This is a genomic window from Bacillus sp. PAMC28748 (assembly GCF_014250415.1).
Lineage (GTDB): Bacteria > Bacillota > Bacilli > Bacillales > Bacillaceae > Bacillus > Bacillus licheniformis.
Window position 1 is genome coordinate 349,381 of the sequence record NZ_CP060192.1, and the last position, 24,552, is coordinate 373,932.

Annotated in this window: 25 protein-coding genes and 1 pseudogene; 8 read left to right on the forward strand and 18 right to left on the reverse strand. The window is 47.7% G+C overall.

Features of this window, described 5'->3' with window-relative positions; translation table 11 throughout:
* Window positions 1–21: 21 nt before the first annotated feature.
* Together fumC and H7F26_RS01900 are read right to left on the reverse strand one after the other, a co-directional pair.
* Window positions 22–1,410: a class II fumarate hydratase gene (fumC, locus tag H7F26_RS01895; RefSeq protein WP_003185111.1), complete on the reverse strand. Its 1,389-nt coding sequence runs from the start codon at window positions 1,408–1,410 to the stop codon at window positions 22–24.
* 83 nt (window positions 1,411–1,493) lie between these two features.
* Window positions 1,494–1,661: a YvzF family protein gene (locus H7F26_RS01900; protein WP_003185114.1), complete on the reverse strand. Its 168-nt coding sequence runs from the start codon at window positions 1,659–1,661 to the stop codon at window positions 1,494–1,496.
* A gap of 123 nt (window positions 1,662–1,784) precedes the next feature.
* On the opposite strand from H7F26_RS01900, the gene H7F26_RS01905 reads away from it, so the two are divergent.
* From H7F26_RS01905 to H7F26_RS01920, 4 genes are read left to right on the forward strand one after another with little or no spacing between them, the layout of a single operon-like run.
* Window positions 1,785–3,227 (forward strand): spore germination protein, encoded by a 1,443-nt coding sequence (locus H7F26_RS01905; protein ID WP_016886371.1) that lies wholly within the window; start codon window positions 1,785–1,787, stop codon window positions 3,225–3,227.
* Window positions 3,196–4,296, forward strand: coding sequence for an endospore germination permease (locus tag H7F26_RS01910; protein WP_016885759.1), 1,101 nt, complete (start codon window positions 3,196–3,198; stop codon window positions 4,294–4,296). The genes H7F26_RS01905 and H7F26_RS01910 overlap by 32 nt, the downstream gene beginning before the upstream one ends.
* Window positions 4,293–5,414: a Ger(x)C family spore germination protein gene (locus H7F26_RS01915; RefSeq protein ID WP_016885758.1), complete on the forward strand. Its 1,122-nt coding sequence runs from the start codon at window positions 4,293–4,295 to the stop codon at window positions 5,412–5,414. The genes H7F26_RS01910 and H7F26_RS01915 overlap by 4 nt, the downstream gene beginning before the upstream one ends.
* A gap of 43 nt (window positions 5,415–5,457) precedes the next feature.
* Window positions 5,458–5,841 (forward strand): hypothetical protein, encoded by a 384-nt coding sequence (locus H7F26_RS01920; RefSeq protein WP_003185122.1) that lies wholly within the window; start codon window positions 5,458–5,460, stop codon window positions 5,839–5,841.
* A 36-nt stretch (window positions 5,842–5,877) separates the two neighbouring features.
* Here the strand turns inward: H7F26_RS01920 and H7F26_RS01925 are convergent, their stop codons facing one another.
* The 8 genes from H7F26_RS01925 to H7F26_RS01960 all read right to left on the reverse strand — a co-directional run bounded on the left by H7F26_RS01925 (window position 5,878) and on the right by H7F26_RS01960 (window position 12,234).
* Window positions 5,878–6,513 (reverse strand): two-component system response regulator LiaR, encoded by a 636-nt coding sequence (locus tag H7F26_RS01925; protein ID WP_003185124.1) that lies wholly within the window; start codon window positions 6,511–6,513, stop codon window positions 5,878–5,880.
* A 3-nt stretch (window positions 6,514–6,516) separates the two neighbouring features.
* The gene (gene liaS, locus H7F26_RS01930; RefSeq protein WP_003185128.1) at window positions 6,517–7,581 is read right to left on the reverse strand and encodes a two-component system sensor histidine kinase LiaS; all 1,065 of its coding nucleotides are present in this window, start codon (window positions 7,579–7,581) and stop codon (window positions 6,517–6,519) included.
* Window positions 7,578–8,309 (reverse strand): cell wall-active antibiotics response protein LiaF, encoded by a 732-nt coding sequence (gene liaF, locus H7F26_RS01935; RefSeq protein ID WP_003185130.1) that lies wholly within the window; start codon window positions 8,307–8,309, stop codon window positions 7,578–7,580. The genes liaS and liaF overlap by 4 nt, the downstream gene beginning before the upstream one ends.
* A gap of 30 nt (window positions 8,310–8,339) precedes the next feature.
* Window positions 8,340–9,203, reverse strand: coding sequence for a LiaG family protein (locus H7F26_RS01940; RefSeq protein ID WP_003185131.1), 864 nt, complete (start codon window positions 9,201–9,203; stop codon window positions 8,340–8,342).
* 105 nt (window positions 9,204–9,308) lie between these two features.
* Window positions 9,309–9,992, reverse strand: a complete 684-nt coding sequence (gene liaH, locus H7F26_RS01945) for a stress responsive protein LiaH (protein ID WP_009329563.1) — start codon at window positions 9,990–9,992, stop codon at window positions 9,309–9,311.
* Window positions 9,993–10,012: 20 nt separating this feature from the next.
* Window positions 10,013–10,399: a protein liaI gene (locus H7F26_RS01950; protein ID WP_003185133.1), complete on the reverse strand. Its 387-nt coding sequence runs from the start codon at window positions 10,397–10,399 to the stop codon at window positions 10,013–10,015.
* Between the two features lie 172 nt (window positions 10,400–10,571).
* Window positions 10,572–11,525 carry a pectinesterase family protein gene (locus tag H7F26_RS01955; RefSeq protein ID WP_003185134.1) on the reverse strand — a complete coding sequence of 318 codons (954 nt, stop codon included), beginning with the start codon at window positions 11,523–11,525 and terminating at the stop codon, window positions 10,572–10,574.
* Between the two features lie 130 nt (window positions 11,526–11,655).
* Window positions 11,656–12,234, reverse strand: coding sequence for a cob(I)yrinic acid a,c-diamide adenosyltransferase (locus H7F26_RS01960; protein WP_003185135.1), 579 nt, complete (start codon window positions 12,232–12,234; stop codon window positions 11,656–11,658).
* A gap of 185 nt (window positions 12,235–12,419) precedes the next feature.
* Here H7F26_RS01960 and H7F26_RS01965 point away from each other — a divergent pair, with 185 nt between their 5' ends.
* Complete coding sequence (locus H7F26_RS01965; RefSeq protein WP_003185138.1) at window positions 12,420–13,166, forward strand: SDR family NAD(P)-dependent oxidoreductase; 747 nt, start codon at window positions 12,420–12,422, stop codon at window positions 13,164–13,166.
* A gap of 37 nt (window positions 13,167–13,203) precedes the next feature.
* Here H7F26_RS01965 and H7F26_RS01970 read toward each other — a convergent pair.
* From H7F26_RS01970 to H7F26_RS01995, 6 genes and pseudogenes are all read right to left on the reverse strand, one after another.
* Window positions 13,204–13,643: pseudogene (locus H7F26_RS01970) on the reverse strand (4-hydroxythreonine-4-phosphate dehydrogenase PdxA); the annotation flags it as partial.
* A 296-nt stretch (window positions 13,644–13,939) separates the two neighbouring features.
* Complete coding sequence (locus tag H7F26_RS01975) at window positions 13,940–15,109, reverse strand: iron-containing alcohol dehydrogenase (protein WP_016886370.1); 1,170 nt, start codon at window positions 15,107–15,109, stop codon at window positions 13,940–13,942.
* 4 nt (window positions 15,110–15,113) lie between these two features.
* Window positions 15,114–16,016, reverse strand: coding sequence for a 4-hydroxy-tetrahydrodipicolinate synthase (gene dapA, locus H7F26_RS01980; protein ID WP_003185144.1), 903 nt, complete (start codon window positions 16,014–16,016; stop codon window positions 15,114–15,116).
* Between the two features lie 176 nt (window positions 16,017–16,192).
* Window positions 16,193–17,476, reverse strand: coding sequence for an ABC transporter ATP-binding protein (locus H7F26_RS01985; RefSeq protein ID WP_003185146.1), 1,284 nt, complete (start codon window positions 17,474–17,476; stop codon window positions 16,193–16,195).
* Complete coding sequence (locus H7F26_RS01990) at window positions 17,469–18,533, reverse strand: FecCD family ABC transporter permease (protein ID WP_011198279.1); 1,065 nt, start codon at window positions 18,531–18,533, stop codon at window positions 17,469–17,471. Before H7F26_RS01990 ends, H7F26_RS01985 begins: the two co-directional genes overlap by 8 nt.
* A complete protein-coding gene (locus H7F26_RS01995; RefSeq protein ID WP_003185150.1) occupies window positions 18,496–19,446 on the reverse strand; it encodes an ABC transporter substrate-binding protein in 951 nt (316 codons plus the stop codon). The genes H7F26_RS01990 and H7F26_RS01995 overlap by 38 nt, the downstream gene beginning before the upstream one ends.
* A gap of 379 nt (window positions 19,447–19,825) precedes the next feature.
* Between H7F26_RS01995 and H7F26_RS02000 the strand changes: the two genes are divergently transcribed.
* Both H7F26_RS02000 and H7F26_RS02005 read left to right on the forward strand, forming a co-directional pair.
* Window positions 19,826–20,506 (forward strand): GntR family transcriptional regulator, encoded by a 681-nt coding sequence (locus H7F26_RS02000; RefSeq protein ID WP_003185152.1) that lies wholly within the window; start codon window positions 19,826–19,828, stop codon window positions 20,504–20,506.
* Between the two features lie 98 nt (window positions 20,507–20,604).
* Window positions 20,605–21,396 carry an SDR family NAD(P)-dependent oxidoreductase gene (locus H7F26_RS02005; RefSeq protein WP_003185154.1) on the forward strand — a complete coding sequence of 264 codons (792 nt, stop codon included), beginning with the start codon at window positions 20,605–20,607 and terminating at the stop codon, window positions 21,394–21,396.
* 42 nt (window positions 21,397–21,438) lie between these two features.
* Here the strand turns inward: H7F26_RS02005 and H7F26_RS02010 are convergent, their stop codons facing one another.
* The gene (locus H7F26_RS02010; RefSeq protein ID WP_009329569.1) at window positions 21,439–22,134 is read right to left on the reverse strand and encodes an MOSC domain-containing protein; all 696 of its coding nucleotides are present in this window, start codon (window positions 22,132–22,134) and stop codon (window positions 21,439–21,441) included.
* A 160-nt stretch (window positions 22,135–22,294) separates the two neighbouring features.
* Here H7F26_RS02010 and H7F26_RS02015 point away from each other — a divergent pair, with 160 nt between their 5' ends.
* Window positions 22,295–23,203: a LysR family transcriptional regulator gene (locus H7F26_RS02015; RefSeq protein ID WP_003185158.1), complete on the forward strand. Its 909-nt coding sequence runs from the start codon at window positions 22,295–22,297 to the stop codon at window positions 23,201–23,203.
* A 37-nt stretch (window positions 23,204–23,240) separates the two neighbouring features.
* Here H7F26_RS02015 and H7F26_RS02020 read toward each other — a convergent pair whose 3' ends face one another.
* Entirely contained in the window at window positions 23,241–24,551 is a 1,311-nt protein-coding gene (locus tag H7F26_RS02020; RefSeq protein WP_003185161.1) for a glycoside hydrolase family 28 protein, read from the reverse strand.
* Window position 24,552 lies beyond the last annotated feature (1 nt).

Below are 24,552 nucleotides of genomic sequence, written 5' to 3' on the forward strand. Positions count from 1 at the left end.
TGCATGCAGCCGGTTTGTTGATTATGCTTTCGGTTTCACCATTTCTTCAGGTTTAACAACTTCGTCGAACTGCTCCTCTGTCAAAAGGTTCAGCTTGAGAGCCGCTTCTTTCAGCGTCAGCCCCTCTTTATGAGCCAGCTTCGCGATTTTCGCAGCATTTTCGTATCCGATATGCGGGTTTAGAGCCGTAACCAGCATGAGAGAGTTGGTCAGGTTCTTCTCAATTGTTTCCCGATTAGGTTCGATTCCTACAGCACACTTGTCATGGAATGAATTCATGCCGTCGGCAAGAAGCTGAACGGATTGGAGGAAGTTGTAAATAATCACAGGTTTAAAGACGTTCAGTTCAAAGTTCCCCTGGCTCGCGGCAAAGCCGATCGTTGCGTCATTCCCCATGATCTGGGATGCGACCATTGTCAGCGCTTCGCTTTGCGTAGGGTTTACTTTTCCAGGCATGATCGAGCTTCCCGGCTCATTTTCCGGGATAAGCAGCTCGCCGATTCCGCAGCGAGGTCCGCTCGCAAGCCATCTGACATCATTGGCGATTTTCATGAGATCTGCCGCAAGCGCTTTAAGCGCCCCATGCACGTGTGTCAGTTCATCATGGCTTGTCAGCGCATGAAACTTATTAGGCGAGCTTTTGAATGTCTGCCCGGTCAGAGCGCTGATCTCTTCGGCAACGGTGCTGCCGAATTCAGGGTGGGCATTAATGCCTGTTCCGACGGCAGTTCCGCCGATGGCAAGATCGCGGATTTTTTCAGCAGCTTCAAGAATCATCTCTTTAGAGCGGTCCAGCATGTATACCCAGCCGCTGATTTCCTGTCCCAATGTCAGCGGTGTCGCATCCTGCAAATGAGTGCGGCCGATTTTGACAATGTCTTTGAAAGCTTCAGCTTTTTCATGCAGCGTGCTTCTCAAGCGGTCAATCGCCGGAATCAGTTTATCGTGAATCGCGAGGACAGCTGCCACGTGCATAGCTGTCGGGAATGTGTCGTTAGAGCTTTGGCTGCGGTTGACATCATCATTCGGGTGGATTTTCAGGCTTGATCCTTTTTCCTGCAAATAAGCCGTTCCCCTGTTTGCCACAACTTCATTCATATTCATGTTGCTCTGTGTTCCGCTGCCGGTCTGCCAGACGACCAGCGGAAAATGGCTGTCATACTTTCCTTCTAAAATATCATCGCATACGGAAACAATCGCTTCCTTTTTTTCCGCCTCAAGATTTCCAAGCTTTTCATTGGCAATCGCAGCGCTTCTTTTCAAGATTGCAAACGCATACACAATTTCCTGCGGCATTTTCTCGGAACCGATTTTAAAGTTCTCCTTGCTTCTTTGGGTTTGGGCTCCCCAAAACTTATCCGCGGGAACCTTGACTTCACCCATCGTATCTTTTTCAATTCTGTAGTCCACTTTCTTATCCCTTCCTTCTCTAATTCTGCAATATTCTATATTTCGATAAAAATCGATAAAACCCTTCCATTTAAATTTTATCTTTATTTTAATTTTAGCTCAATATAAACCCGGGTATCTTTTGCATATTTATATTTCGGATTTGTTTTACCGTATTCTTTCGATACATATGAAACCTCATAATGCTTAGAAAAAGATTGAATAATGCGTTCAATCTCCTCCGGTTTCCCCGTAAGCCTGATTTGCGCCAACTTTCTCACTCCGTCTCTGTTCAATGAAAATTTCGCCAAACACTACTGTAACACAGTATATTGTTTTTTTAACAGGAAAAGATAACCTATACAACTCCAGAAACACCAGGGCAGGTGACGATCATGACTCAATCGGAATTCAAGGAACACATCCATGAAAATCTCGCAATGCTCCTTCCCCATCTCGAGCATAACGATGATCTGATTCAAAATAAAAAAATGCTGAAAAACGGAATCATTTTTTACTTTTTGTACTTTAAAGATTTGAATGATGACAAGAAAATCCAGAAGGCTGCGAAATTGCTTGTCTCCGATGACAGCTCCTATTCATTGGAGGATGTCCGGCTCCGCTTAAACAAGCTGAATGCGGAACCCGTTACAGCAAAAAAGGACGCGATTAACGCAATCTTCAAAGGAAAATGTCTGCTGTTGATCAACGGTTTGAATACTGTATTTGCACTGCCGACAGCTGAGAAAAAGAAAAGAAGCCTTGGAGAAGTGAATACAGAAAACGTCGTCAGAGGCCCGAAAGTCGGTTTTATCGAGGATGTCGATACAAATGTGGCTCTAGTCAGGCAGCGTGTCCCGGATAAAGAACTGACCGTGGAAAAAATCCCGCTCGGCAAGAGCAAGTTTAAAGACGCGACCATTCTCTATATCCAGGGCAAAGCGGACGATTCGATCATCAAAGATCTTAAAAAGCGCCTGAAAAAAGTTCAGCTGGATGATATTCAAGATACCGGCGTTCTTGAAGAATTAATCGAAGATAATAAGTACTCGCCGTTTCCGCAGATCCAGAATACCGAAAGACCTGACAAGGTTTCTTCAGCGCTGTTTAATGGACGGATCGCAATTTTTGTTGATTACACGCCATTTGCCCTGATCGTGCCGGCTTCTTTCGGAATGGTGATGCAGTCCCCGGACGATTTTTACGAAAGATGGATCGCCACGACCTTGATCAGATTTCTTCGGTTCAGTTCGATTTTCATCACCCTGTTCCTATCGGCGTTTTATATTTCGCTTGTATCTTTTCATCAAGGCATGCTGCCGACGGCTCTCGCTGTTACGATTGCGAGCACGCGCGAAAATGTGCCGTTTCCGCCGCTCCTTGAAGCGCTGATTATGGAAGTGACGATCGAGCTCTTACGGGAAGCGGGACTGCGGCTTCCCAATCCGCTAGGCCAGACGATCGGCCTCGTGGGAGGCGTCGTCATCGGCCAGGCGGCGGTCGAAGCAAATATCGTCAGCTCTGTGATGGTGATCATCGTCAGCATTATCGCCCTTGCTTCATTTACTGTGCCGCAGTACGGCATGGGCCTGTCGTTTCGCGTGCTTCGTTTTATTTCCATGGTGGCTGCAGCCGTGTTCGGGCTTTACGGGATCATATTGTGCATGCTCGCCATCTTCACCCATTTGGCTAGGCAAAGAAGCTTCGGCATCCCGTATTTTAACCCGAACCATTTTTTCAGCTTAAAACATACGGATGAAGCCATTATTCGTCTGCCAACAAAAGCTCGGGAGGTGAACCGTAAAAATGGATCCAAAAAATCAGCACGATCGGATTAGCACGTATGAAGCCGCTTCGATCATAACCAGCACAATGCTCGGCGCAGGCCTGCTGACGCTGCCCAGGGCGCTGACGCAAAAAACGCTGTCGCCGGACGGATGGATCGTATTAATCTTTGAGGGGCTTGTCTTTTTTCTCATTATCTACATCAATGCAAAAATCGTTAAAAAACACAACGTCCTGTCTTTTTTTGATTACACAAGAGAAGGCTGCGGCTTTATAATCGGGAATATTCTCAACCTGTTAATCGTTTTATACTTCATGGGCGTGGCCAGCTTTGAAGCCAGGGCGATGGCTGAAATGGCAAAGTTTTTCCTTCTTCAGTTCACGCCGATGAGCGTGACGATTTTCGCTTTTATCGTCTGTGCAATTTATTTGGTTGTCGGGGGTATCAGCGATATGTCAAAGATATTCCCGTTCTTCCTGTCCGTTACCATTGTCATTCTTCTGATCGTCTGCGGACTGAGCCTGAATATGTTTCAGCTGAACCATTTGCGGCCGGTTCTCGGCCTTGGTTTGGAGCCGGTCAGCAGAGCTTTGACGGTCGTTTCCATTTCATTTTTAGGGGTGGAGCTGATGATGTTTCTGCCGAAATACGTCAAAAACAAAGAAAAGCTTTTTAAGGCATCGGCGATTGGATTTGGGATACCGCTCTTCTTATATATCCTCACCTTTGCGGTCGTTGTCGGGGCGCTGACCGCGACTGAGGTCATGACGTTGACATGGCCGACGATCTCGTTGTTTCAGTCTTTTGAGATAAGAGGGATTTTCATCGAAAGGTTCGAATCGTTTTTGCTCGTCATTTGGACGATCCAGTTTTTCACAACGTTTGTCGTCTATACGTACTTTGCCGCTTCAGGACTTGAAAACGTATTCGGATGGCCTGTGAAAAAAAACGTCCTCTTCATCGGCGTAATCATCTATCTGGCATCTCTTGTACCTCAGGACGCCAATCAAGTAGTCGCCTTCAGCGATTACCTTGGATATATCTTTATCGTTGTCTTCTGTGCACTTCCGCTTATGATCTTTTTGCTCGTGTCCATCAAAAGGAGGTTTACTTCTTCATGAAAAAAAAGGGAATGTTAGCAGCCCTTTCTCTGCTTCTCCTTTTAACAGGCTGCTGGGACAGCAGGCAGATCGAAAAGCTTAGCATCGCCATCGGCCTTGCCCTCGATAAAGGCGAGGACGATAAAAACGTGAAATTGACGTATCAGTTTCTTGTTCCTAAAAAGATCGGACAAGACGGCAGCGCTCAGGATCCGTCTAAAGTGGTGTCCACCTCCGGAAACACGGTCCATCAAACCATCCGTTCCACCGCTTTGAAAAATTTCCCGGTATTCTCGCAGCATCTGCAAGTCCTGATTTTCTCAGAGGAGCTTGTATCCGATATTTCTCTGGAAGCATTGATCAATCAATTTATTAGGGACAACAGCATCAGAAGGAGCAGCGAGGTCTATATGACGCCCGGAGCTGCCGGCAGCATACTGAAGGTTGATGGTGCAAGTGACCCTGCGTCCGACGTGATCCACAGCATCTCTGAAAACAGAGCTTCGACGATCAAGCTGCTCAAGCCCGTCACATTGAACGATATTTCGATTAAAATGCAGTCTGATTTATCTTATATCATGCCGAAGGTTGTGATCGAAAAAGGACAGCTTCAGCTTGAAGGCGGCGCCGTGATCAAAAACAACAAATACCATGCAAACCTTTCGCCGTCTCAGATCGAAGCGCTGAATTTATTAACTGGCAATGTCATCGGCGGAGTGATCGACTCAAGGCATGATGGACATTTGTTCTCGTATGAAGTGTTTTCGATGACCCACCGCGTGCGGGCGATGAGGCAGAACGGAAAGTACAAATTCGTCGTAAATGCCAATATTAAAGGAAGGCTGTCAGAGGACTGGTATCTTGGAGAGGATTCTTTTAATGACCAATATATAAAAAACATAGAGAAATCGGTTCAAAAAGACATCAAAAAGCGGGTTGAGCAGCTGATCCATGTCCTGCAGCACGATATCAAAACGGACGTCACCGATTTTTCCGACAATGCGCGGATCAATTTTCCGAAGGAGTGGGAAAAAGACAGATTCAATTGGGACAAACACTTCAGCGAAGCCTATATCGACTATCATATTAAAGCGACGATTCAGGACTTTGGAACAAAAGGTGCGACAAAAAGCAGATAGCGCCCCGTTTTTCTGATAGAATGTGTTTGAAAGGGTGATGAGCTTGAAGCGGATATTGCACATGACAGGCATTTTTTTGATTGCAGCGGCAGTCATTCTGTCCGGATTCATTATCAGTGATGTCGCCTATGATCCGTTTATGGAGGATTCGCAGTCGATGCTTTTCTTCACGATCGGCACATACCTCACCACTCCGTTTTTTTGCTTCATCGGCGGATTCATTTTGCTAGGCATCGGCAAGTTGATCGACTTGCAGGAGAAACACAATGCCATAGTGGCCGAGCGGCTCGACATCATTTGCCAAAACGGTACAGCGGGCGAACATGCACGCGAAGAAAACGAGGCCGCCCAACTTACCGCCCGCACGGTTGAAACAGATTCATTCACTCTTCCTGCAGCCGAGGATCGAAAATATTGGAACGGCTGAAAAACGGCTTTCTTGAGAAAGCTGTTTTTTGTTTGATCAGTCGACAAGTTTGTTTCGGTGGGCGTAGATTGCGGCTTGTGTCCGGTCGTCGACTTCAAGCTTGGAAAGGATGTTCGTCACATGCGTTTTAACTGTTTTAATGGTGATATATAATTCTTCGGCAATACCTTTGTTTGTCTTGCCCTCTGCTACAAGTTTGAGGATTTCCAATTCTCTTGCCGTCAGCGATTGATGAAGGGGCTGTTCGCCGGCTGAATGTCTCAGCTTGGACAACACTTTTCCTGCGACTTTGGCTTCAAGCTTTGGTTCTCCGACGCTCGCAGCCCTGATCGCATCGGCGATTTCACTCGCTTTCGACGTTTTCAGCAAATAGCTGAGCGCTCCGGCTTCGATGACCGGATAGACCTTGTCATCATCAACGAAGCTCGTCAGAACGATGATTTTCGGATCGGCAAGCTGCCGGCATATTTGTTTCGTGGCCTCAATTCCGTCCATCCCTTCCATCACAAGATCCATCAAAATCACGTCGGGTTTGGTTTCAAGCGCCAATTCAACGCCGCGCTTTCCGTCTGATGCCTCCCCAATCACTTCAATATCAGGCTGGGATTCCAGGAAAGCGGCCAGCCCCATTCTCACCATTTCATGATCATCAATTAACAATACTCGAATCACCTTTTAAGCCTCTCCTTTTTGTTGTTCAAAAATCGGAACCTTTACATCAACCTGTGTTCCTTTTCCCGTAAATGAAATGATTTCTGCCACTCCGCCGACTTCGCTGGCTCTTTCCTTGATCGAGTTCAGCCCGTACGAAGATGTTTTGACGGCATCCATCTTAAATCCTTCGCCATTGTCAATGACTTTCAACTGGAGCTGTTTGTTCCTGAGCAGCAGTCTGACGGTGACTTTTGTCGCTTTTGAATGCCGGAACACGTTTGAGAGCGCTTCTTGAACGATCCTGAACAGGTGGTCTTCCACACCTTTCGGAAGTTTGCCCGCATCCTCAATCTCCCAATCGATGTCGATCGACTGTTTCGCTTTAAATTCTTTCAAAAGGTCTGCAAGCCCTTCTTGTAGACCTTTCCCTTCAAGCGTAACAGGTCGCAAATGCAAAAGGAGCGCCCTCATTTCATTCTGGGCATCGGCCGCCATTTTTTCGACCATTTTCAGCCTTTGAGCGAGCTTTTCATCAGCCGCAGCATCGATTCCCTCCAAAACAGCTGAAGTCATCATGGAAATCGCAAACAGCTGCTGGCTCACCGCATCATGCAATTCGCGCGCGAGACGCTGCCGCTCTTCGGAGATCACCGATTTTTTCATTTGATCCTGCCATTCCGCTCTCTCATTGGACAGCTTTTGCAAAGAGGCAACCTGTCTTTCGATCCGTTCGGCCATCTCATTGAGCTGGTCGGCGGCCAGCCCGATCTCATCGTCTCCAAGCGATGGAATCCGGTAGGCAAAGTTGCCGTTTTCGTACTTTAGAATAGACTCGATCAGCTTTTCAAGCCGTTTTTTCAGCTGATTGCCGAACATATAGCCTGAGCCGAACCCGACAGCTGTGCTGATCAATGCGAGAAGCGCGATAAACGGAATCCCGAACCACCTGGAAACGATGAGCACCCTCGGATCCAGCTGGTAATAAAACAGCATAAAGCCCAATACAGCAAGAAAAATCGTAAAGCTGACACCAAGGGATAAGCGGACGGCGCGCCATTGAATGTTTGCAAGTCTGTTCGTTCTCATATGAACCGCACATCCACATCGCCGATAAACAGCGAAATCGAAATTTTGACCCGTCGTGCCGACTGCTCGTAATTCTCTGTCTCGGAATAGATTTGATTGCCGATGCCGCTTTTTCGGCCGCCGATGACGTCAATGTCTCCAACGAATGCAGAAGAGCTGATGGACACCTCAAGATCGGACGGAATGTAAATATCGACATCTCCGATCAACCCCGTAATGACGATGGTGTTTTCTCCCTCTGAAATAATCGCCTTTGACAAATCGATTTTCACGTCACCGATAAACCCGGAGATATTCAAGTCATTTAAGTCAAAAGGTGTTTTCATCAATTTTACATCACCGAAAAAGAAGCTGCGCTGGCCAGGGCTGTTCTTCTCCTGAAGCGGCTTGAAATCCGCCTTTTCCTTTCCCCTGTCTTTCGGCTTATGGCGGTCAAATACCGGCTGATTTGTCACCAGCCGGTACCCCGCATAAATTAAGAAAGCGGCAAAGAAAAAGCCGAACAGGCTGAATGTAATGCTGAAGATGTCTTTCAGCAGCAGAAAGCCTGCAAAAATATACATGACAGACCCGAGCCAGCGGCGGGAATATTTGTGGAGAAAATACCCGGCAAAAAGAAAAGCGAGCGGCCAGAATAACGCGTCTCCAAGCCCGCTGTTTTGCAAAAATATGCTGATTCCGAAGAGTACGATGATCAGTCCGATCAGCTGGTTTTTTGTAAGACGCATGCTGACTCGAGCCCCCTTTCTTCTTGTCGATTACTCAATTGAGACATTCCCGCTCGTAATTGAGATGTCGATTTTATTTTTTCCATTTCCTTTTTTTCCAGTCAGCGTCCGCTTCTCATTGGCGACTTGGTCAAATGAATAGGAATGACTGATGTTTCCGCTTGTCGACTCGGCTTCAAGACTGATGTCGGCATCATCGGGCAGGCTGAGCTTGGTGTTTCCGGATGTCTGTTTGATGCTCAGAGAATCGTTGATCTCTGTAAAGGAAGCGCGCAAATTGCCCGAAGTCTGTTTGATGCTGAGTTTGCCGGTGACATTTTCAAGTTTTGTATTACCGGATGTGGAGCGGATATCAGCAGCTGCCGTTTGAACGTTTTCCAGCCTGACCGATCCTGACGTCCCTTTTACAGAAAGGTCTTCCGCCTGAAGGTCATCGGCCTTGAGGCTGCCGCTTCCCGACTTTAAGGCTACATTTCGCAAATGCAGACCGCCGCCGGACAGTTTGACATTTCCGCTTCCAGAAGAAATCGACAGATCATCTTTATATTCAGAAGGGATCTTGACAATCAGCTCATTTTTCTTCCAGAAAAACGGCCAAAAGCCTTTCGAATGAGCGGAAAGCTGAAGAGTACGCCCCTGTTCGGACGAATCAAGCCGGACGTTTTTTCCTGAAATCTCGGCTTTTATATCATCGCGGTTTTCAGCTTGAATGTTGACTGTTATACTCTTTGCATCAATGTCAATTTTATCGATGTCTTCCGCCTGTGCATGATATGTGCGGGCTGACTCTTCATCGAAGCCGAAGAAAGAAAAGCCTTCACGCCCATTAAACATCATGCCTGCAAGGATGAGAATGCCGGCGATGATCAGCAGTTTTCCAACCGTTTTTTTCATTTAGAAAACCCTTTCGGCTAGTAAGTGTATGCTCCTTATTATAAGGAAAATGGTCTTTGAAAGAAATCAAAAATTGCATAAGGGGCTGTGAGAGCCCCTATTCGTTTATGCATTTCCCGCAGGTGTCTGCTTTTCCAAGCCTGTCTTTTTAGCCCTCATTTTTTCCAGCTCTTCTTCCACTTCTTTTGCATATTCAAGGCGGCCGAATGGGCTGCTTGATGAAGCTGATAATTCAGCATAGCTGTTCACCCTTGTTTCCATCTCTTCAATCCGGTTTTCCATTCTCATAAATTCCCGGTAGGCGCTTTCGCTGTCGATTTTATTAAATGATGCATTCATATGTTCTTTCGCTTTCACCGCGTTTGCCCTGGCGATCAGCGCATGCTTTCGGTCTTTGATATCGCGCAGTTTAACCTCAAGTGTCTCCAGCTGTTCCTTTAATTCAGCAAGCTGCTTTTTCGCGTGCTGGTGAGCGTCCTTGTATTCAGCAGCTTTTTCTTCAAAATACTTCATTTCTGAGAGCGCCTTTTTAGCAAGTTCTTCTTCACCCGCATCAAAAGCGAGCTGAGCCTGGTTTCTTCGCTTGACAGCAAGCTTTTCGGCTTCTTCCACTTTTCCTTTAAAACTATGTTCAATTGTCTGCTGCTTGACGATGGTATGCTTCGCCTTGGCGATATCGCTTTCCATGTCGCGTACGTATTGATTCAGCATCACCCGTGGGTTCTCCAGTTTATCCAATCCTTCATTTACTGATGCGACAAACATGTCTCTGATTCTTTTTAAAGCCATGATCTCGTCCTCCTAAAATATTATTTATTCTTTTTCAAAAAGTCTTCCCACTCTGCATCAAAGCCTGTGTCATATGAAGCTGCGGAAGGCTCCGTTTTCTCTGAATAAAGGATGTCATCCTGTTTGTCATCTTGCTTCATCATTTTCCATCCGAAATAAACCATCGCTGCAGCAACCGCGATGCCGATCAGAAACGGCAATGACCCTCCCAAAAACATGATGCCGAAGATCGCGGCCAGTACCGCGGCAAACTGGCGTCCTTCCTTCCATTTTTTCACGGAATAGAATAGAAGCAATGCTCCAATAGCACCTGTAACCAATCCGCCGAAATGGCCTCCGCCGAAGAACAGGGAGACGCCAAAAAGGATTAGAAAAAAGCCGATGATGGACTTCCCATTTATATTCATATTTGCTCCTCCTTTCTCGTTCATGTCTTTACTATAGTCAATTTCAGGCTTCGACAAAACGAGTCACAGATTGATTTTGCCGTACGACCAGGGTCGTATGGCACATCGGACCCGCTCGCATAAAAAGACCGCTCATCTCAGCGAGAGAGCGGTCTTTCTGCAGGTTGCCTTGCTATGATTCAACTTTAGGATTCCAGCCGTCCAATACGTTTTCAATTGTCCATTTCTCAGCCTCATGATCGGCAAGCTGCCTTCGGGCCTCATGCGAAATCGCACCCGGACCCGTATTCCCGTATTCGTACAATCTGGCATCGGCCGCAGAAAAGCCCGACATATCCGTCCATCCTTCAGGCTTGATGTGTGCGCCTAAATCGCAGCGGTGATATAGCACACTGGCGATGGCGTCGGGGTCTCCTCCCGGATGCCATGGGCGCCCGAGGTATACCGTTCCATCTGCGGCATCGCTTGTCACTCTGCAGTTTGTTATCAATAAACCGAACGGCTTTGCGATATGCGTGCTCGCAGCTGTCACATAACCGTTGTTTGTAGCGGACCCGCGGTCAGCGCTATGGATCTGGCACTCTTCAAACACAGCTCTTGCTCCTCCGAAAATGAAATCGACATCGCCTTCTATATAGCATTGATAAAAATATTGTGTACCGTCATTGACAAACAGTGTATCTTGTCTGCCTATAAACCTGACATATTTGAACGTCATCCTGTTTCCTTTCGCATAAACCGCCACCGCTTGCGTATCGGTCGTGTCGACTTTCGTGCGGTCGAACGAGTTTTCAAACGTCAAATTTTCGGCTTCAACATGATCCGCATAAATAAACACGCTTGAACTTCCGGTCGTGCCGTATTTCCCTCCTCCTTCCTTTTCTTTTCCGGCATAGTTGTCATACGTAATCACAGTCTCGTAACGATTTTCGCCGATCAGCTTCACAAACGGCTTTGTAGCCGGAATATGAACGACTTCTTTGTAAACTCCTTTTTTAATGAATATCACTTTCTGTTCCCGACTGTACTCAGGCAAAGCATCGATCGCCTCTTGAACGGTTTGAAATTCGCCGTCTCCATCCTTCGAAACCGTCAGCCGTATAGCAGCTGCCTCCCGATTAACCACTTGAACACTCCCTCTCTTTGAAAACGCTTACTTAAAGTTTACGACAAAAAGCCGTTTTCCCCTGCCGGAAAACGGCTTGATTTGATCAATCGGCCCGTTTCTGTTAGATAACGATTGGCGGATGGCTCATTCATGATTTTTTCTTTGTCCGGAATACATCAGCGCTTCGTTCATATTCGACATCCACTTCCCCGAGACGGTGATTGACAATGCGCGCCGCCGCAAATAAATAATCGGACAGCCGGTTGACGTATGGCAGCGCAAGCGGCGGAATGTCTTCTTCTTTGGCCAAAGCGACAATCTTTCGTTCAGCTCTTCTGATGACCGTTCTCGCCGCATGCAAAAATGATGCCGCTTCTGTTCCGCCCGGAAGAATAAACTTGGTCAGCTGCGGCGCTTCCTCGACATAGGCATCAATTCGTTCTTCAAGCATGGTGATTGATTCAGCCTTGAGCTTGCCTTCTTCCTGAACATTGACATGCGCCAAATCACTGCCGCAGTCGAACAGCTCATGCTGGATGGCGGTCAACTCTGACAAAATATCATGAAAGAGCGCCTCTTCTGCTTTTAAATAAGACTGAGCCAGCCCGATGAAACTGTTTGCTTCATCCAGTGTGCCGTACGCTTCCACTCTAAGATGATCTTTATCGGCCCTTCCGCCAATTAAACTCGTTTTTCCCCGATCGCCTGTTTTTGTATAGAGTTTCATTTCATACTCCTCTCTTTACCACTTGTCTCTATAGTATACCCTGTTTATAACGGCTGCATAGATCGTTTCATTATGAAACACAAATTTCCGGAACAATCATTGAAACAAAGTATCGTTGAATAAAGAAACACTCGCTTTTATAATAGAATTGTAAACGGTTTTATTCAAAGACAGGTGGGATGAGGATGGAATTTAATCAGCAAACGGCCATTATCACAGGTGCAAGCCGCGGCATCGGCAGAGCCATTGCGGAGTTGCTTGCGGATAAAGGGGCAAATGTCGTTATCAATGGGACAAACGAAGAATTGCTCAAGTCCCTGTGTACACAATTGAATACTGAGAGAAAGTGCGCTTCTTATGTTGCCGGTGATGCAAGTTTGCCAGAAACAGCCTCGCTTCTCATCGCTGAGGCAAAACAGCGGTTTGGGCGGATCGATATTTTGGTCAACAATGCCGGCGTTAATTTGCGCAAAACGACCGTTGATACGTCGCTTGAAGAATGGAAAAGAGTGATAGATTTGAATTTAACCGGCACCTTTCTCATGTGTCAGGCTGTCATCCCGGAAATGATCACGCAGGGCGGCGGAAAAATCGTGAACATGAGCTCTACGACGAGCAAAACACCGCATCACAATGCCTCTCCTGCTTACGGTGCATCGAAAGCAGGCATCAACTATTTAACGATGCATTTGGCAAAGGAGCTTGCTGAACACCGCATTCATGTCAACGGCGTCTGCCCGGGACCGATTGAAACGGATATGAGCAAGCAGTGGAGCGAGGAGTACCGCGCAGCAGTCGTCGAACGGATTCCGCTGAAAATGCTCGGCTCACCAGAGCATGTCGCAAACGTTGTCGCCTTTCTTGCCTCTGACAAATCTGACTTTATGACAGGCGAAACCATTAATATTAACGGCGGCACCTATATGAACTAAAAAGAAGAGCCTCCTTAATCGGAAGGCTCTTCTTTTTTTATGCATGCCGCTCACGCGTACCGGACAGCATGATCGCCTGTCTCACCGCTTCTTCTATACTCGCAGGATCGGCTTTGCCGGTTCCCGCAATATCAAAGGCTGTTCCGTGGTCAACACTCGTACGGATAATCGGCAGGCCGACTGCAATGTTCACACCGGCTTCAAGGCCAAGCACCTTAATCGGGCCGTGTCCTTGGTCATGATACATAGCCACCACTATATCAAAGTCGCCTCTCACTGCTCTGAAGAAAAGCGTGTCAGCGGGCAGCGGACCGAATGCCTGTATACCTTCACTTTGTGCGCGTTCAACGGCAAGGACAATTTTCTCTTCCTCTTCTCCATGTCCATCTCACCGGCGTGAGGGTTCATGCACACGGCGATTTTAGGCTGCGGAATGCCTTCGCGAATGAGCGTGTCATGCGCCAATTGAATTGTCGTTACACCCGTTTCGCATTACGAGAGAGTCCGTTCAAACGATTGGGACAGCCCCTCCAACTTAAATCATAAATGATGCAATATAGGGATACCATTCATTTCATCAAGTGCCGCGCGCGCTCGTTCAAACGGCTTTATTCTTGACCGGCAGCGGCCCACGTTTCCGGAACACGTACATAGTCAATCACTGCCAAAATAAACGTTATGATCGAACCGCTTAAGACATCCACCCAAACTCCCCCTTTGTTTGTGAGCCTCTTACAGGCTCATGGTGAAAAACATGTACAGATCCGGGCAGCCTACATATCCAGCAATTTCAAATAGACAGCTTCAATCTCCGCAACAGACATCGGCTTTGGATTGTTATCCATGAGCCTTTTGACGTCGGCAGCCGCCTCAGCAAGCGATGGCACATCCTCTTTTGATACCCCGAATGTCTTTAAATTTTGCGGAATATTTAAATCGGCGGTCCACTCTTCAATTTTTCGTATAACCCGCTCTGCTTGGCTGGACTTCGAACCTTTTGGCTCGATTCCAATTACGCCGGCCACGTCCGAAAGGCGGTCAGTTACATGATCCGCGTTGAAGGCCGTTACATGCGGAAGCAGCATTGAATTGGCCACACCGTGCGAAATCTTGTATTTTCCCCCTAGAGGGTAAGCCATCGCATGAACCGCCGCTGTTCCTGCGCTTGTCAAGGCCATTCCGCCATACATGGCGCCAATGAGCATTTTTTCTCTCGCCTCCAGGTTATCTCCATGATGGTAGGCCTGCTGAATGCTGGAGGAAATCAGTCTCATAGATTCAAGCGCAAACATGTCGCTGAATGGATTTGCTTTGTTGGAAATATAGGATTCGAGTGCGTGTGTAAATGCATCCATTCCGGTTGCAGCTGTGATTGCCTTTGGAAGTCCGGTCGTCAAAACTGGATCTAAAATCACAAGCGACGGCAGCAGATAGGGACTGACTATACCAATCTTTAATTCTTTCTCAGTGAACGTTACAATCGCATTCGGCGTCACTTCTGACCCTGTTCCGGATGTTGTCGGAATCAGCACAAGCGGAAAGCCGGGCTTTTCAACGAGATTCGTGCCAATCAAAGCAGAAATCGGTTTTTCATTTGTTTTCAGAACAGAGAGGATTTTAGCCGCATCAAGCACACTGCCTCCGCCAATTCCCAAAATCGCGTCATGGCCTCCTTCAGAAAAAAGCTGAAAAACCTGTTCGATATTTTGCTCCGTCGGCTCAGGCTGTATATCCGTGTTGACTTCACTTGAGATGCCTTTCTTTGCAAGCCCTTCTTTAATTTGGTCTGCATAGCCGAGAGAGACGATCGACGGCTGAGTTAAAATAAACACCGAACGAATCTGATTCAATCCAATTTGATCTAAGTAATCGCCGAGCAAATTGAGTGAATGTGGACCAGCCTCAATTCGGGCGGCCGTTTGAAAATGATAAAGCGTTTTCATAATCTTACTGCTCCTTTGCCAGTTTTGCTTCAATTCCGTAGCCTTCCAGCATCTTTTTCACTTTTAGCAGCGGCTCTCCCGACAGTTCTGCAATCGGACGTTTAGGCGGTCCGACGTCGATGCCGGCAAGCTCCGCTGCTTTTTTTAGCGGCGCCGGCAGTGAACCGAGTGAAAACGTATCACGGAGCGGCTGCAGCTGCTGTTGATAGTGCTCGCTCTCTTCAATGTTTCCTTGTTTAAAAGATTCATAGATTGAAACAACGGTGTGCGGAAACACATTGGCTGTGGCAGCCACAGCTCCTGTCCCTCCCGCCTTCAATGTGTCTAAGATCAGCGAATCAGTTCCTGCCAGAACGGAAAAGGACTGTTCTTTTGTACGCTCAAGATACGCCTTAATATTGGCGAAGCTGCCGCTGCTGTCCTTAATGCCGATGATGTTCGTCAATGCCGCCAGCCTTTCAACTGTTTCGGGCTCCAATGATACGCCTGTTCTCGACGGAATGTTGTAGAGCAGGACAGGAAGCGCGACATTTTCGGAAATCGTGCGGAAATGCTGATACAATTCCTCCTGCGAAGGTGCAACAAAGTATGGCGTAATAATCGAAAGAACATCCGCTCCAAGATCCGCCATTTGATTGGATAAAGAAATGGTCGCCTCAGTACTGTTTTCACCTGCTCCGATGAAAACAGGCACTCGTTTATTAACCGCTTTTACAACTGTTTCGGCAATTTGAAGCTTTTCCTCTTGCGAGAATAAATGAAATTCGCCATTTGTCCCTAAAGCAAAAATGCCATGGACGCCTGAATCAATTAGACGATTCACCAGCTTTTCGGCTGCGCCCGGATGAAAGGCCTGTTCTTTTGTAAGCGGTGTCAGTATGGCAGGGATAATTCCCTCTACTTTCAAGTGACTTCGCTCCCTTCTGTTGCATTTTTAAACAATCAAATAGTAAAACGCTTTCTCGAAAAAGGTGTTTTGATTAATTAAGCAACATTTTTTAGGTTCGGAACAAAAGAGTAAAATCTCTCCTTCAGCTGATGCGTTTTAAAACAATAAAAAAACCTGTCAAAAGACAGGTCAATTTAATCTTTTAAAGCTTTCACACAAGCGGCTGTTTTATTTTGAATTTGTGTCAAAAAAGCGGTTTGATCCGCTGACCGGCCGGATTGAGTGGCCGCTACAAGGACATCACTACACGGAACATGATGCTGGGCTGCGGCAAATGCCGCAGCGCTTATCGCCTTCACAAATTGACCATCCTGCAAACAGCCGTCAACTAACACCCACATGATCAAACGCCCCATCGTGTCTTTCATACCGACGATGCAAAGATCACCGCTTTCCGACACAATATGGCAGTCAGCCAATTCAGCATCATGTTGGATAAACAGCGTTTCCTGTTCAAAAGCTGACGAGCCATGCGGCCATCCAGAGTTATTTCCGCTGTCGAAAATAAGTTTTCGTCTCCAAGCAAAGCCCCTTTCTGAGGACAGAAGCCGCAGCGGGCGGTCTGCCAAAAATGCGATGCCGTGCGGCAAATATTGTTCAATTCGCTCTTTTAAAAAGAGGGGCTCGGTTTTCCGCGGGATGTTTTTCGCCATAATTGTAAACTGCGGATTTGAACGCTGAGGATGGTCCAGTCCAGTGATGTCCGTATCATACACTCGTCCGATGCGCCCAGCAGAAAGAGCTGCTTCCGGGCGGTCAAGAACTTCTGCTTTTCCATCTTTTAATAGCAGCAGACGGTCACAGTATAAACTCGCAATATTCACATCATGAAACACCCCGACCACTGCGAGTTTGGATGCAGCCGTTTCTTGTTTCATTAAATCAAGCAGACTCTTTTGAAATGACAAATCGAGAAAACTCGTCGGTTCATCAAGCAGCAAATATTCGGGTTCCTGGGCAAGTGCCTGCGCTAAATACACCCGCTGCTGCTCTCCGCCGCTCAGCTCATGGATGGATTTTTGGGCGAAGCGAAGCGTGTCTGTCTGCTTCATCACCCTCTTCACGATATCATGGTCTTCCGCCGTCAGCTGCCGAAAAAGGCCTGCTTGATACGCGTAGCGGCCAAACTGTACCGTTTCCTCCACCGTAAAGGAAAAGGCCTGCTCCGTTTTTTGAGGAAGGACCGCCATTTTGCGAGCGAGCTCCTTCGTTTTGTACTCCCCGACTGAACGGCATTCAAGCAGCACCTCGCCGCTTCGGGGGGCAATTGTTCCCGACAACATTTTCAGCAAAGTGGTTTTTCCGCTGCCGTTCGGACCAAGAATTCCTAAAAATTCACCCGGCTTTACAGCAAAACTGATATCCTGTAAGACATCCGTTTTTCCATATCCGCCGGACACCCGGATGACATCAATCATGAACTCGCCCTCCCCGGTAGCGCCGAATTAATATAAAGCCGAAAACAGGTGCCCCTATCAATGCGGTAATAATGCCGATCGGCAGCTCGGACGGCTCGATAATGGTTCTCGACAAAAGATCTGACAGCACGAGGAACGAAGCGCCGTTCAGCATCGAGAGCGGCAGAAGATGACGGTGATCCGTAATCGACAGAAGCCGGATAAAATGCGGAATGACGAGGCCGACAAAACCAATGGTTCCAGACACAGCAACCGCACTGCCGGTTAAAATAGCTCCCGCCAACAGAACGATATATTTACTCCGCTTCACATTCACGCCGAGCAGCCTCGCTTTTTCCTCGCCATAAGTCATCACATTCAGTTCCCTCCCGCTGATCAAAAGCGCGGCAGCGCCCGCAGCAAAAAAGGGCAGAAACAACGCGACATAGCCCCAGCCCCTCATCGATACGCTCCCGAGCAGCCAGTGGACGATCGGTTTTAAATCATCGCCGGTCAAAGCGATCATGAGAGAAATAAGCGCACCCAAAAACGAACTGAAGATGATCCCTGTTAAAATCAAAGCGGACAGGGTCAACGAAGGGTGTACGAGCCGCGCAAAAAACAAAACCAAAAAAATCACGATAACAGCCGCAGCAACGCTTAAAAACGGCAGTGTAAAACTTCCGATCACCGGCAGCTGAATCCCAAAAAACAGCGTGACCACGGCACCGACGGCCGCGCCAGACGAAATGCCAAGCGTATATGGATCCGCGAGCGGGTTTTTCAAGAGCCCCTGAAACCCGGCTCCCGCGGCAGCCAGACCCGCGCCGACAAGAGCGGCCAAAACCACCCTCGGGAGCCTGATTTTCATGATGATGTTCGCCTCTGTCGGATCGGGATTTAACCCTTGAATGCCAAACCATTCTTCCAAAAAAACCTTCATAATAGAAGGAATGGGAATCTCCAAAGATCCGATAGAGATTCCCATAAGAACGGATGCCGACAAAAACAGCAGGCTGAAGGCATATGCCGCAAAACGGTTATTTCTTAAAAACGTCAGGGTAAATATGTTCAGCAAGCTCTTCGACCCCTTTGATCAATCGCGGCCCCGGACGGGTCACGAGGTCAGGGTCCACGTCGTATACTTCATTATTTTTGACGGCTTTGACACCGCTCCAGCCGCTCCGTTTTTTAATTTCGCTGACAGCGGATTCGCCGTTTGTCGTCACGATCGCATCGGGATTCAGCTTGACGATCGCTTCTTCCGTTATCTTGGCCCAGCCTTTCTGCGCGGAAGCAGCATTTTCCGCATGGATCGCTTCAAGCATTTCATTCATAAAGGTGCCTTTTCCGGTCGTATAAATGTCCGGAGCCGGAGACACTTCGACAAATACTTTCTTTTGATCTGCTTTAGATATGGCTGCCGCTTTTTCTTTTATGCCAGCCAGGTCAGATTTCATGCTCTTGACCAGGCTCGCTGCTTGATCCTCTGCGCCTGCAGCCTTTCCGATCATTTCGATCGACCGGTACGTCTCTTCAAAAGAGGCCGCATCATTTACAGTCACCACCGTAATTCCTGCATCTTTCAGCTGCTTCAGCCCTTCTTCGGCACTCTGCATGCTGGAAGCGTGGGCCAGGACCAAGTCGGGGTTTAACGAAATGATTTTTTCCGTATTAAATTCCATGCCCCCGATTTTTTCAACGTTTTTCACTTCTTTTGGATATGTATCAAAATCCGTCACGCCGACGACTTTTTTCCCCAGGCCGAGGGCGTATGTAATTTCGGTATTGCTCGGCATCAGAGAGACGATTTTCTTCGGTTCTTTTTCAATTTTGACCTCTTGTCCTGAGGCATCTTTTATGGTGACCGGAAACGCTTCAGCCGCCTTCTCCTGTTTTTGCTCGTCTGCCGGTTTTTGCGCTTGGCCGCAGCCGCTAAGGACGCCGGCAGCCAACAGCAGCGACAGCAATAAAAGCCCAAACTTCTTCATCCTGCTTCCTCCTCGGGATAAAATAAAAACATCTCTACTCAGTAAAGATGCAGCAAACCAAGAACGTACAAATAAGTGCACATCACTTATACGCATCTGTCCTCGCAGATTACGCGGTCATCATCCAGGCGGTTATTCCGGCTATTGGTTCATCGCTCCCGGCCTGTCCGAACTACTAAGCGGAGCTCTCGCCGGCTTCCCCTCTTAAGCTGCCGATCAGCAGCGCCTTTCTGACTCATTCGTATCCTAATTTCGGAATTATTATACTATAATCGACACAGGTCTGTATATGAGATTCTGAAAAGGAGATTTTCAGCTGAAAAACGTTGTTTTTGCTAAAACAATTACGATATATTGCATATAGAGAAAGGGTGATTTTATGCCGATACCGAAAAACTATACGCCTCAGGTCAGACTTTCAGCAAAGGAAAAAGCGTTTCACCAATTGCAGCGCTGGATTGTAGACGGAACCCTTGAACCCGGCGAAAAAGTCACGGATGTCGATCTGGCCGAAGCGCTCGGCGTCAGCCGCACACCGGTCAGAGAAGCGCTTCAGCTCCTTGAATCCCAAGGGTTTGTGGAAATGAAGCCGGGAAAAGAAACAAAGATCACGCTCATTCATCCCGATGATGCGCTGGCCGTCTATCCTCCGCTCGCACATCTCCAGGCTTTGGCGGCAGAACTGGCTGCGCCGCTTTTGACGGAAGAAGAGATCGCCGAGCTCAAAAAACTCGCTGCTCAATACGAAACCGCGTTTAAAGAGGAAAGGAACCACGATGCAGCTGAACTGGACGAACAGTTCCACCATTTGATTACAGAAGCGGCTAAAAACCCGTATGTTCTTCAGTTTTCTGCCGTTCTGCAGCTTCATGTCAGACGGATGAAGTATGTGTTTTTCAATCGGCCTGCTGCTCCGAAAATGCAGTCCGCCGCCGAGCATTGGAAAATCATCGCCGCTTTTGAAAAAAACGATCCGAAATTGGCGGCTGAAGTGATGAAAAGGAATTGGCTCCGTCCGATGGAAGATATTCATAAAGTTTTAAAAGGCAGGGAACAATAAAGCGCCAAGCACGATTTTCGACCGCGGTATCCAGCTGCGATATACTGTTTATTAGATGTTTTCTTTCATCTTAACTCTGAAACAAGGATTGATGGCATATGGATTTAAAGCTGAAAAACAAACTCGTGCTCGTAACGGGTTCTACTGCTGGTATTGGAAAAGCAACGGCGGAAGCCTTTTTGGCGGAAGGCGCCGAGGTCATCGTAAACGGACGGACAGAAGAAAAGGTCCAGTCGGTCGTTGATGAGCTTTCCCGGCACGGAAATGTTCACGGAATTGCCGCTGATTTATCCGATCCTGAAGAAAGCAGGGCACTGGTCGAAAAAACCGCTGAAATCGGGGAGCTTGATGTCCTCGTCAATAATATGGGCTTCTTTGAAGTGAAGGATTTTACAGACGTGACAGACGAAGAGTGGCTCAAATATTTTGAAGTAAATGTTTTAAGCGCCGTTAGGCTTTGCCGCGCGTTTTTGCCGGCCATGCTGAAGCGGAATAAGGGAAGGGTTCTCAATTTGGCAAGCGAGGCCGGCATTAAACCGCTTCCGCAGATGATCCCTTATTCCATGACAAAAACCGCTTTGATCAGTTTGTCAAGAGGTTTGGCCGAAATGACAAAAGGGACAAATGTGACCGTCAACTCTGTTCTTCCGGGACCTACCTGGACGGAAGGCGTCGCCAATTATATGGAAGGTGCCGCCGCTCAGGAGAAAACCGATTTAGACACCTTTGTCAAAGATTATTTCAAAGTGAATGAGCCGACTTCTTTGATTCAGCGCTATGCAAAACCGGAAGAAGTGGCGAGTACGATCGTCTACCTCGCTTCCGAAAAAGCTGCGGCTATCAACGGTTCAGCTCAAAGAGTGGAGGGCGGAATCATCCGCTCGATTTAACCGAAATCCTCTGCCGGTCGGCAGAGGATTTTTTCCTTTTGGTTAAGAACCCTGCTTCAGACCTCCCGTCAGCCTTTCGCGGTCATCCGGCTCAAAGCCGTTCAGCCGTTTTAAACATGATGCACGCCAATTTGCCGACAGTTCCTCCACCTCGAGAAGTTTTTTGATGCCCTCAATATCGTTCTTTTCATGATGCTTGATGCGATTTGCGTATGAAATCGTAATGCCTTTAGGGTGGCGTGAGATTCGTTTCAGACCATGCTCCTTACAGACGAACCCTTCTTTCAGCACGCGAAAGTAAAAACCCGTAAATCCGGTATCTTGTACCTTCAGTATCATGTCCGGCATACCGTACCTTACGGTTAGTTTATAGCAGGGCTGCCTCGGCTGGCTCACCTGTACAACAGCTGCACCCAGCTGAAAGATGTCGCCGATATGAACGTCATCCTCCAGCAGACCCTTGATCGTTAAATTTTCGCCAAATGCTCCGTATTCCAGCTTTCTTTGCAGTTCCTTTTCCCAAAAGAGATAATGTTCATACGGATAGACGCACACTGCTTTTTCCGCGCCGCCGTGATGAATGAGATCCCCCTGTCCGTCCCCCGTGAAATTAGTAGATGACAGGAAGATGGGGCCGCTTGCCGGCTTCTTGTATATTCCGGTAGACACAGCTTTATTTTGAAACTGAATTTCCTCTGGCTTCCCTACATTGATCGAAAGGATATCGGCATATTCCATTCATATCACCTCTTACATTCAAATGTCCTGCAAACCCCTTTTGAGATTTAAGTATAATCGACCTCTTACCATAAAACTATTCAATCGTTATTATAAAAACAATAGGTTAAACCTATCATTGGAATTCGGCTGTTTTTCAGATGGAGAGGAGGAAAGAGCATTGGAGCTAAAGCAATTGGAATACTTTATGGCATTGTGCCGGGAGCTTCATTTTACCCGCGCCGCCGAAAAACTGAATATCGCTCAGCCCTCGCTGAGCCAGCAAATCCGTTTGCTTGAACACGAAATCGGAATGCCTTTGTTTAACCGTTCAGGCAAACGCACCGTGATGACGGAAGCGGGAAATATTCTGCTCCAGCACTGTTACAATATCTTTCATGAACTGTCACAGGCGCGAGACGCGATCAGCGAGCTTCAAGGTTTAAAACGGGGAACGCTTAAAATCGGGGCGCTTTTGACCGTGGTTAATTATTTGCTTCCCCGGACCGTGGTCGAATTTCACCGCAGCTACCCCAATATTGAATTGTCTGTTTTAGGGCTGAGAACCGGGGATATTTACGACCGGCTGCTGCAAAATGAGCTCGACTTGGGCATTGTAGCCCAGCGGGTGGAACATCGTGACTTAGAAGCCGTCCCATTCCTTACCCAGCATCTCGCCCTCGCGGCGCCTGTTGACAATCCGGTTGCAAAGCGGCAGTTTGTCACGCTTGACGTGTTAAGGGAGATTCCATCCATTTTGCTGCCTGAGACGTATTTTTTGCGGCAGCTGATCAACGAAAAGTGCCGCACGCTTGGATTCGAGCCCCGGCCGGTCATGGAAATGACAACGATGGAATCGATCATGAACATGGTCGGTAAAGGCATCGGCGCCACCATTTTGCCGAAAGGCTATCTTAATGCTATTGGAAATAAATCCATTCAGACGATTCCGATACAAAAGCCGGATTTGACGACGGAGATCAGCATCGTTTACCGTAAAAACAAGCATATGTGCGCTGCAAGCCGGGTGTTTATGAAACTGCTGATTTCCTCGGTCAAAAGCGAAACCGCTGATGCGCCGCCGCGTTAAAAGAAAAATCCTCTGCATGTCTGCAGAGGATTTATGTTTAGGCTTTGTGTGAGTCATAGCGTTTTCCGTTAATATACAGATTCGAAAAAACGGGGTCTTTCACATGTTTCAGTTCCATCGGAACATCGACGCCGTCGATCTCGGAATCAGCCACTTTCAGCCCGGTGACCGGAGAGTGGTCGTATGCCAGCACCCTGATCCCGTATTGTCCGCCCATGCTTTTCAGCTGCTTAACATCAACCGTGCGGACGACAGGTTTGAAATCTCCGGCATCTCCTTCTTCATATTCCATATCGATGGCGATCACTTCGCGCTTCAAGCTTTTGACCGTATTTTTGTGAAAGTAGATGTTTTCAAGAACGCCGCCGCGCACCGAATTCGTTTTAATGCGGAGGGCTCTGTCCAAGTTCGGGCTGTCCATAAGATTGCCCTCTGCGATGACGTTCTTCACGCCGCCGGAAATTTCGCTTCCGATCGTGACCCCTCCATGCCCGTCTTTCATTTCGTTATGTTCAATGACGATGTTTTCCGACGGAATGTTGATCCTTCGGCCGTCCGCATTTCTTCCCGATTTGACGGCGATGCAGTCGTCTCCATTATCAAAATGGCAGCCCTTGATCACCACGTTTTTACACGATTCCGGGTTGACTCCGTCGGTATTGGGGCCGTGTCCGATGACTTTGATGCCGTCCACTGTCACATTCTCGCAAAGCACGGGATGAACTTGCCACATCGGCGAATTCAGCACAGTGACGCCTTGAATCAATATATGTTTGCAGCGATACGGCTGAATGAAATTCGGCCGCAAATAATGCCCTTTTCCAAACTGCCGCTCAGTGACCGGGATACCGCGCTCAGCCATTTCAAACAAAGCGTTCCGATCTTTTTCCTGTGAAGGCTGGCCGTTCGTTCCTCTTTTCCACGGCCACCAATGCTCGTCATCTCCTTGACCGTCAAGCGTGCCCTTTCCGGTTATCGCAATATTATCGGCTTCGTAAGCGTAGATGAGCGGTGAATAATTATAGAGCTCGACTCCTTCAAACCTCGTCAGCACAACAGGGAGATAATCTTCAGGGTTCTGACTGAATTTGATCACCGCTCCCTTTGCAATATGAAGATCCACATTGCTTTTCAATCTGAGCGCACCGGAAAGAAACACGCCTTCAGGAACCGTTACTCTTCCGCCGCCGGCTTGGTGGGCTTGATCAATCGCCTTCTGTATCGCTTCGGTCGAATCGTTTTTTCCGTTTTCGTCAGCCCCAAACGATGTGACATCAAATGAGCGATTCGGAAATACCGGAACCTTCAGCTTCTTTACAATCTCTTCTTTTATTTTCTGCAGACTCACG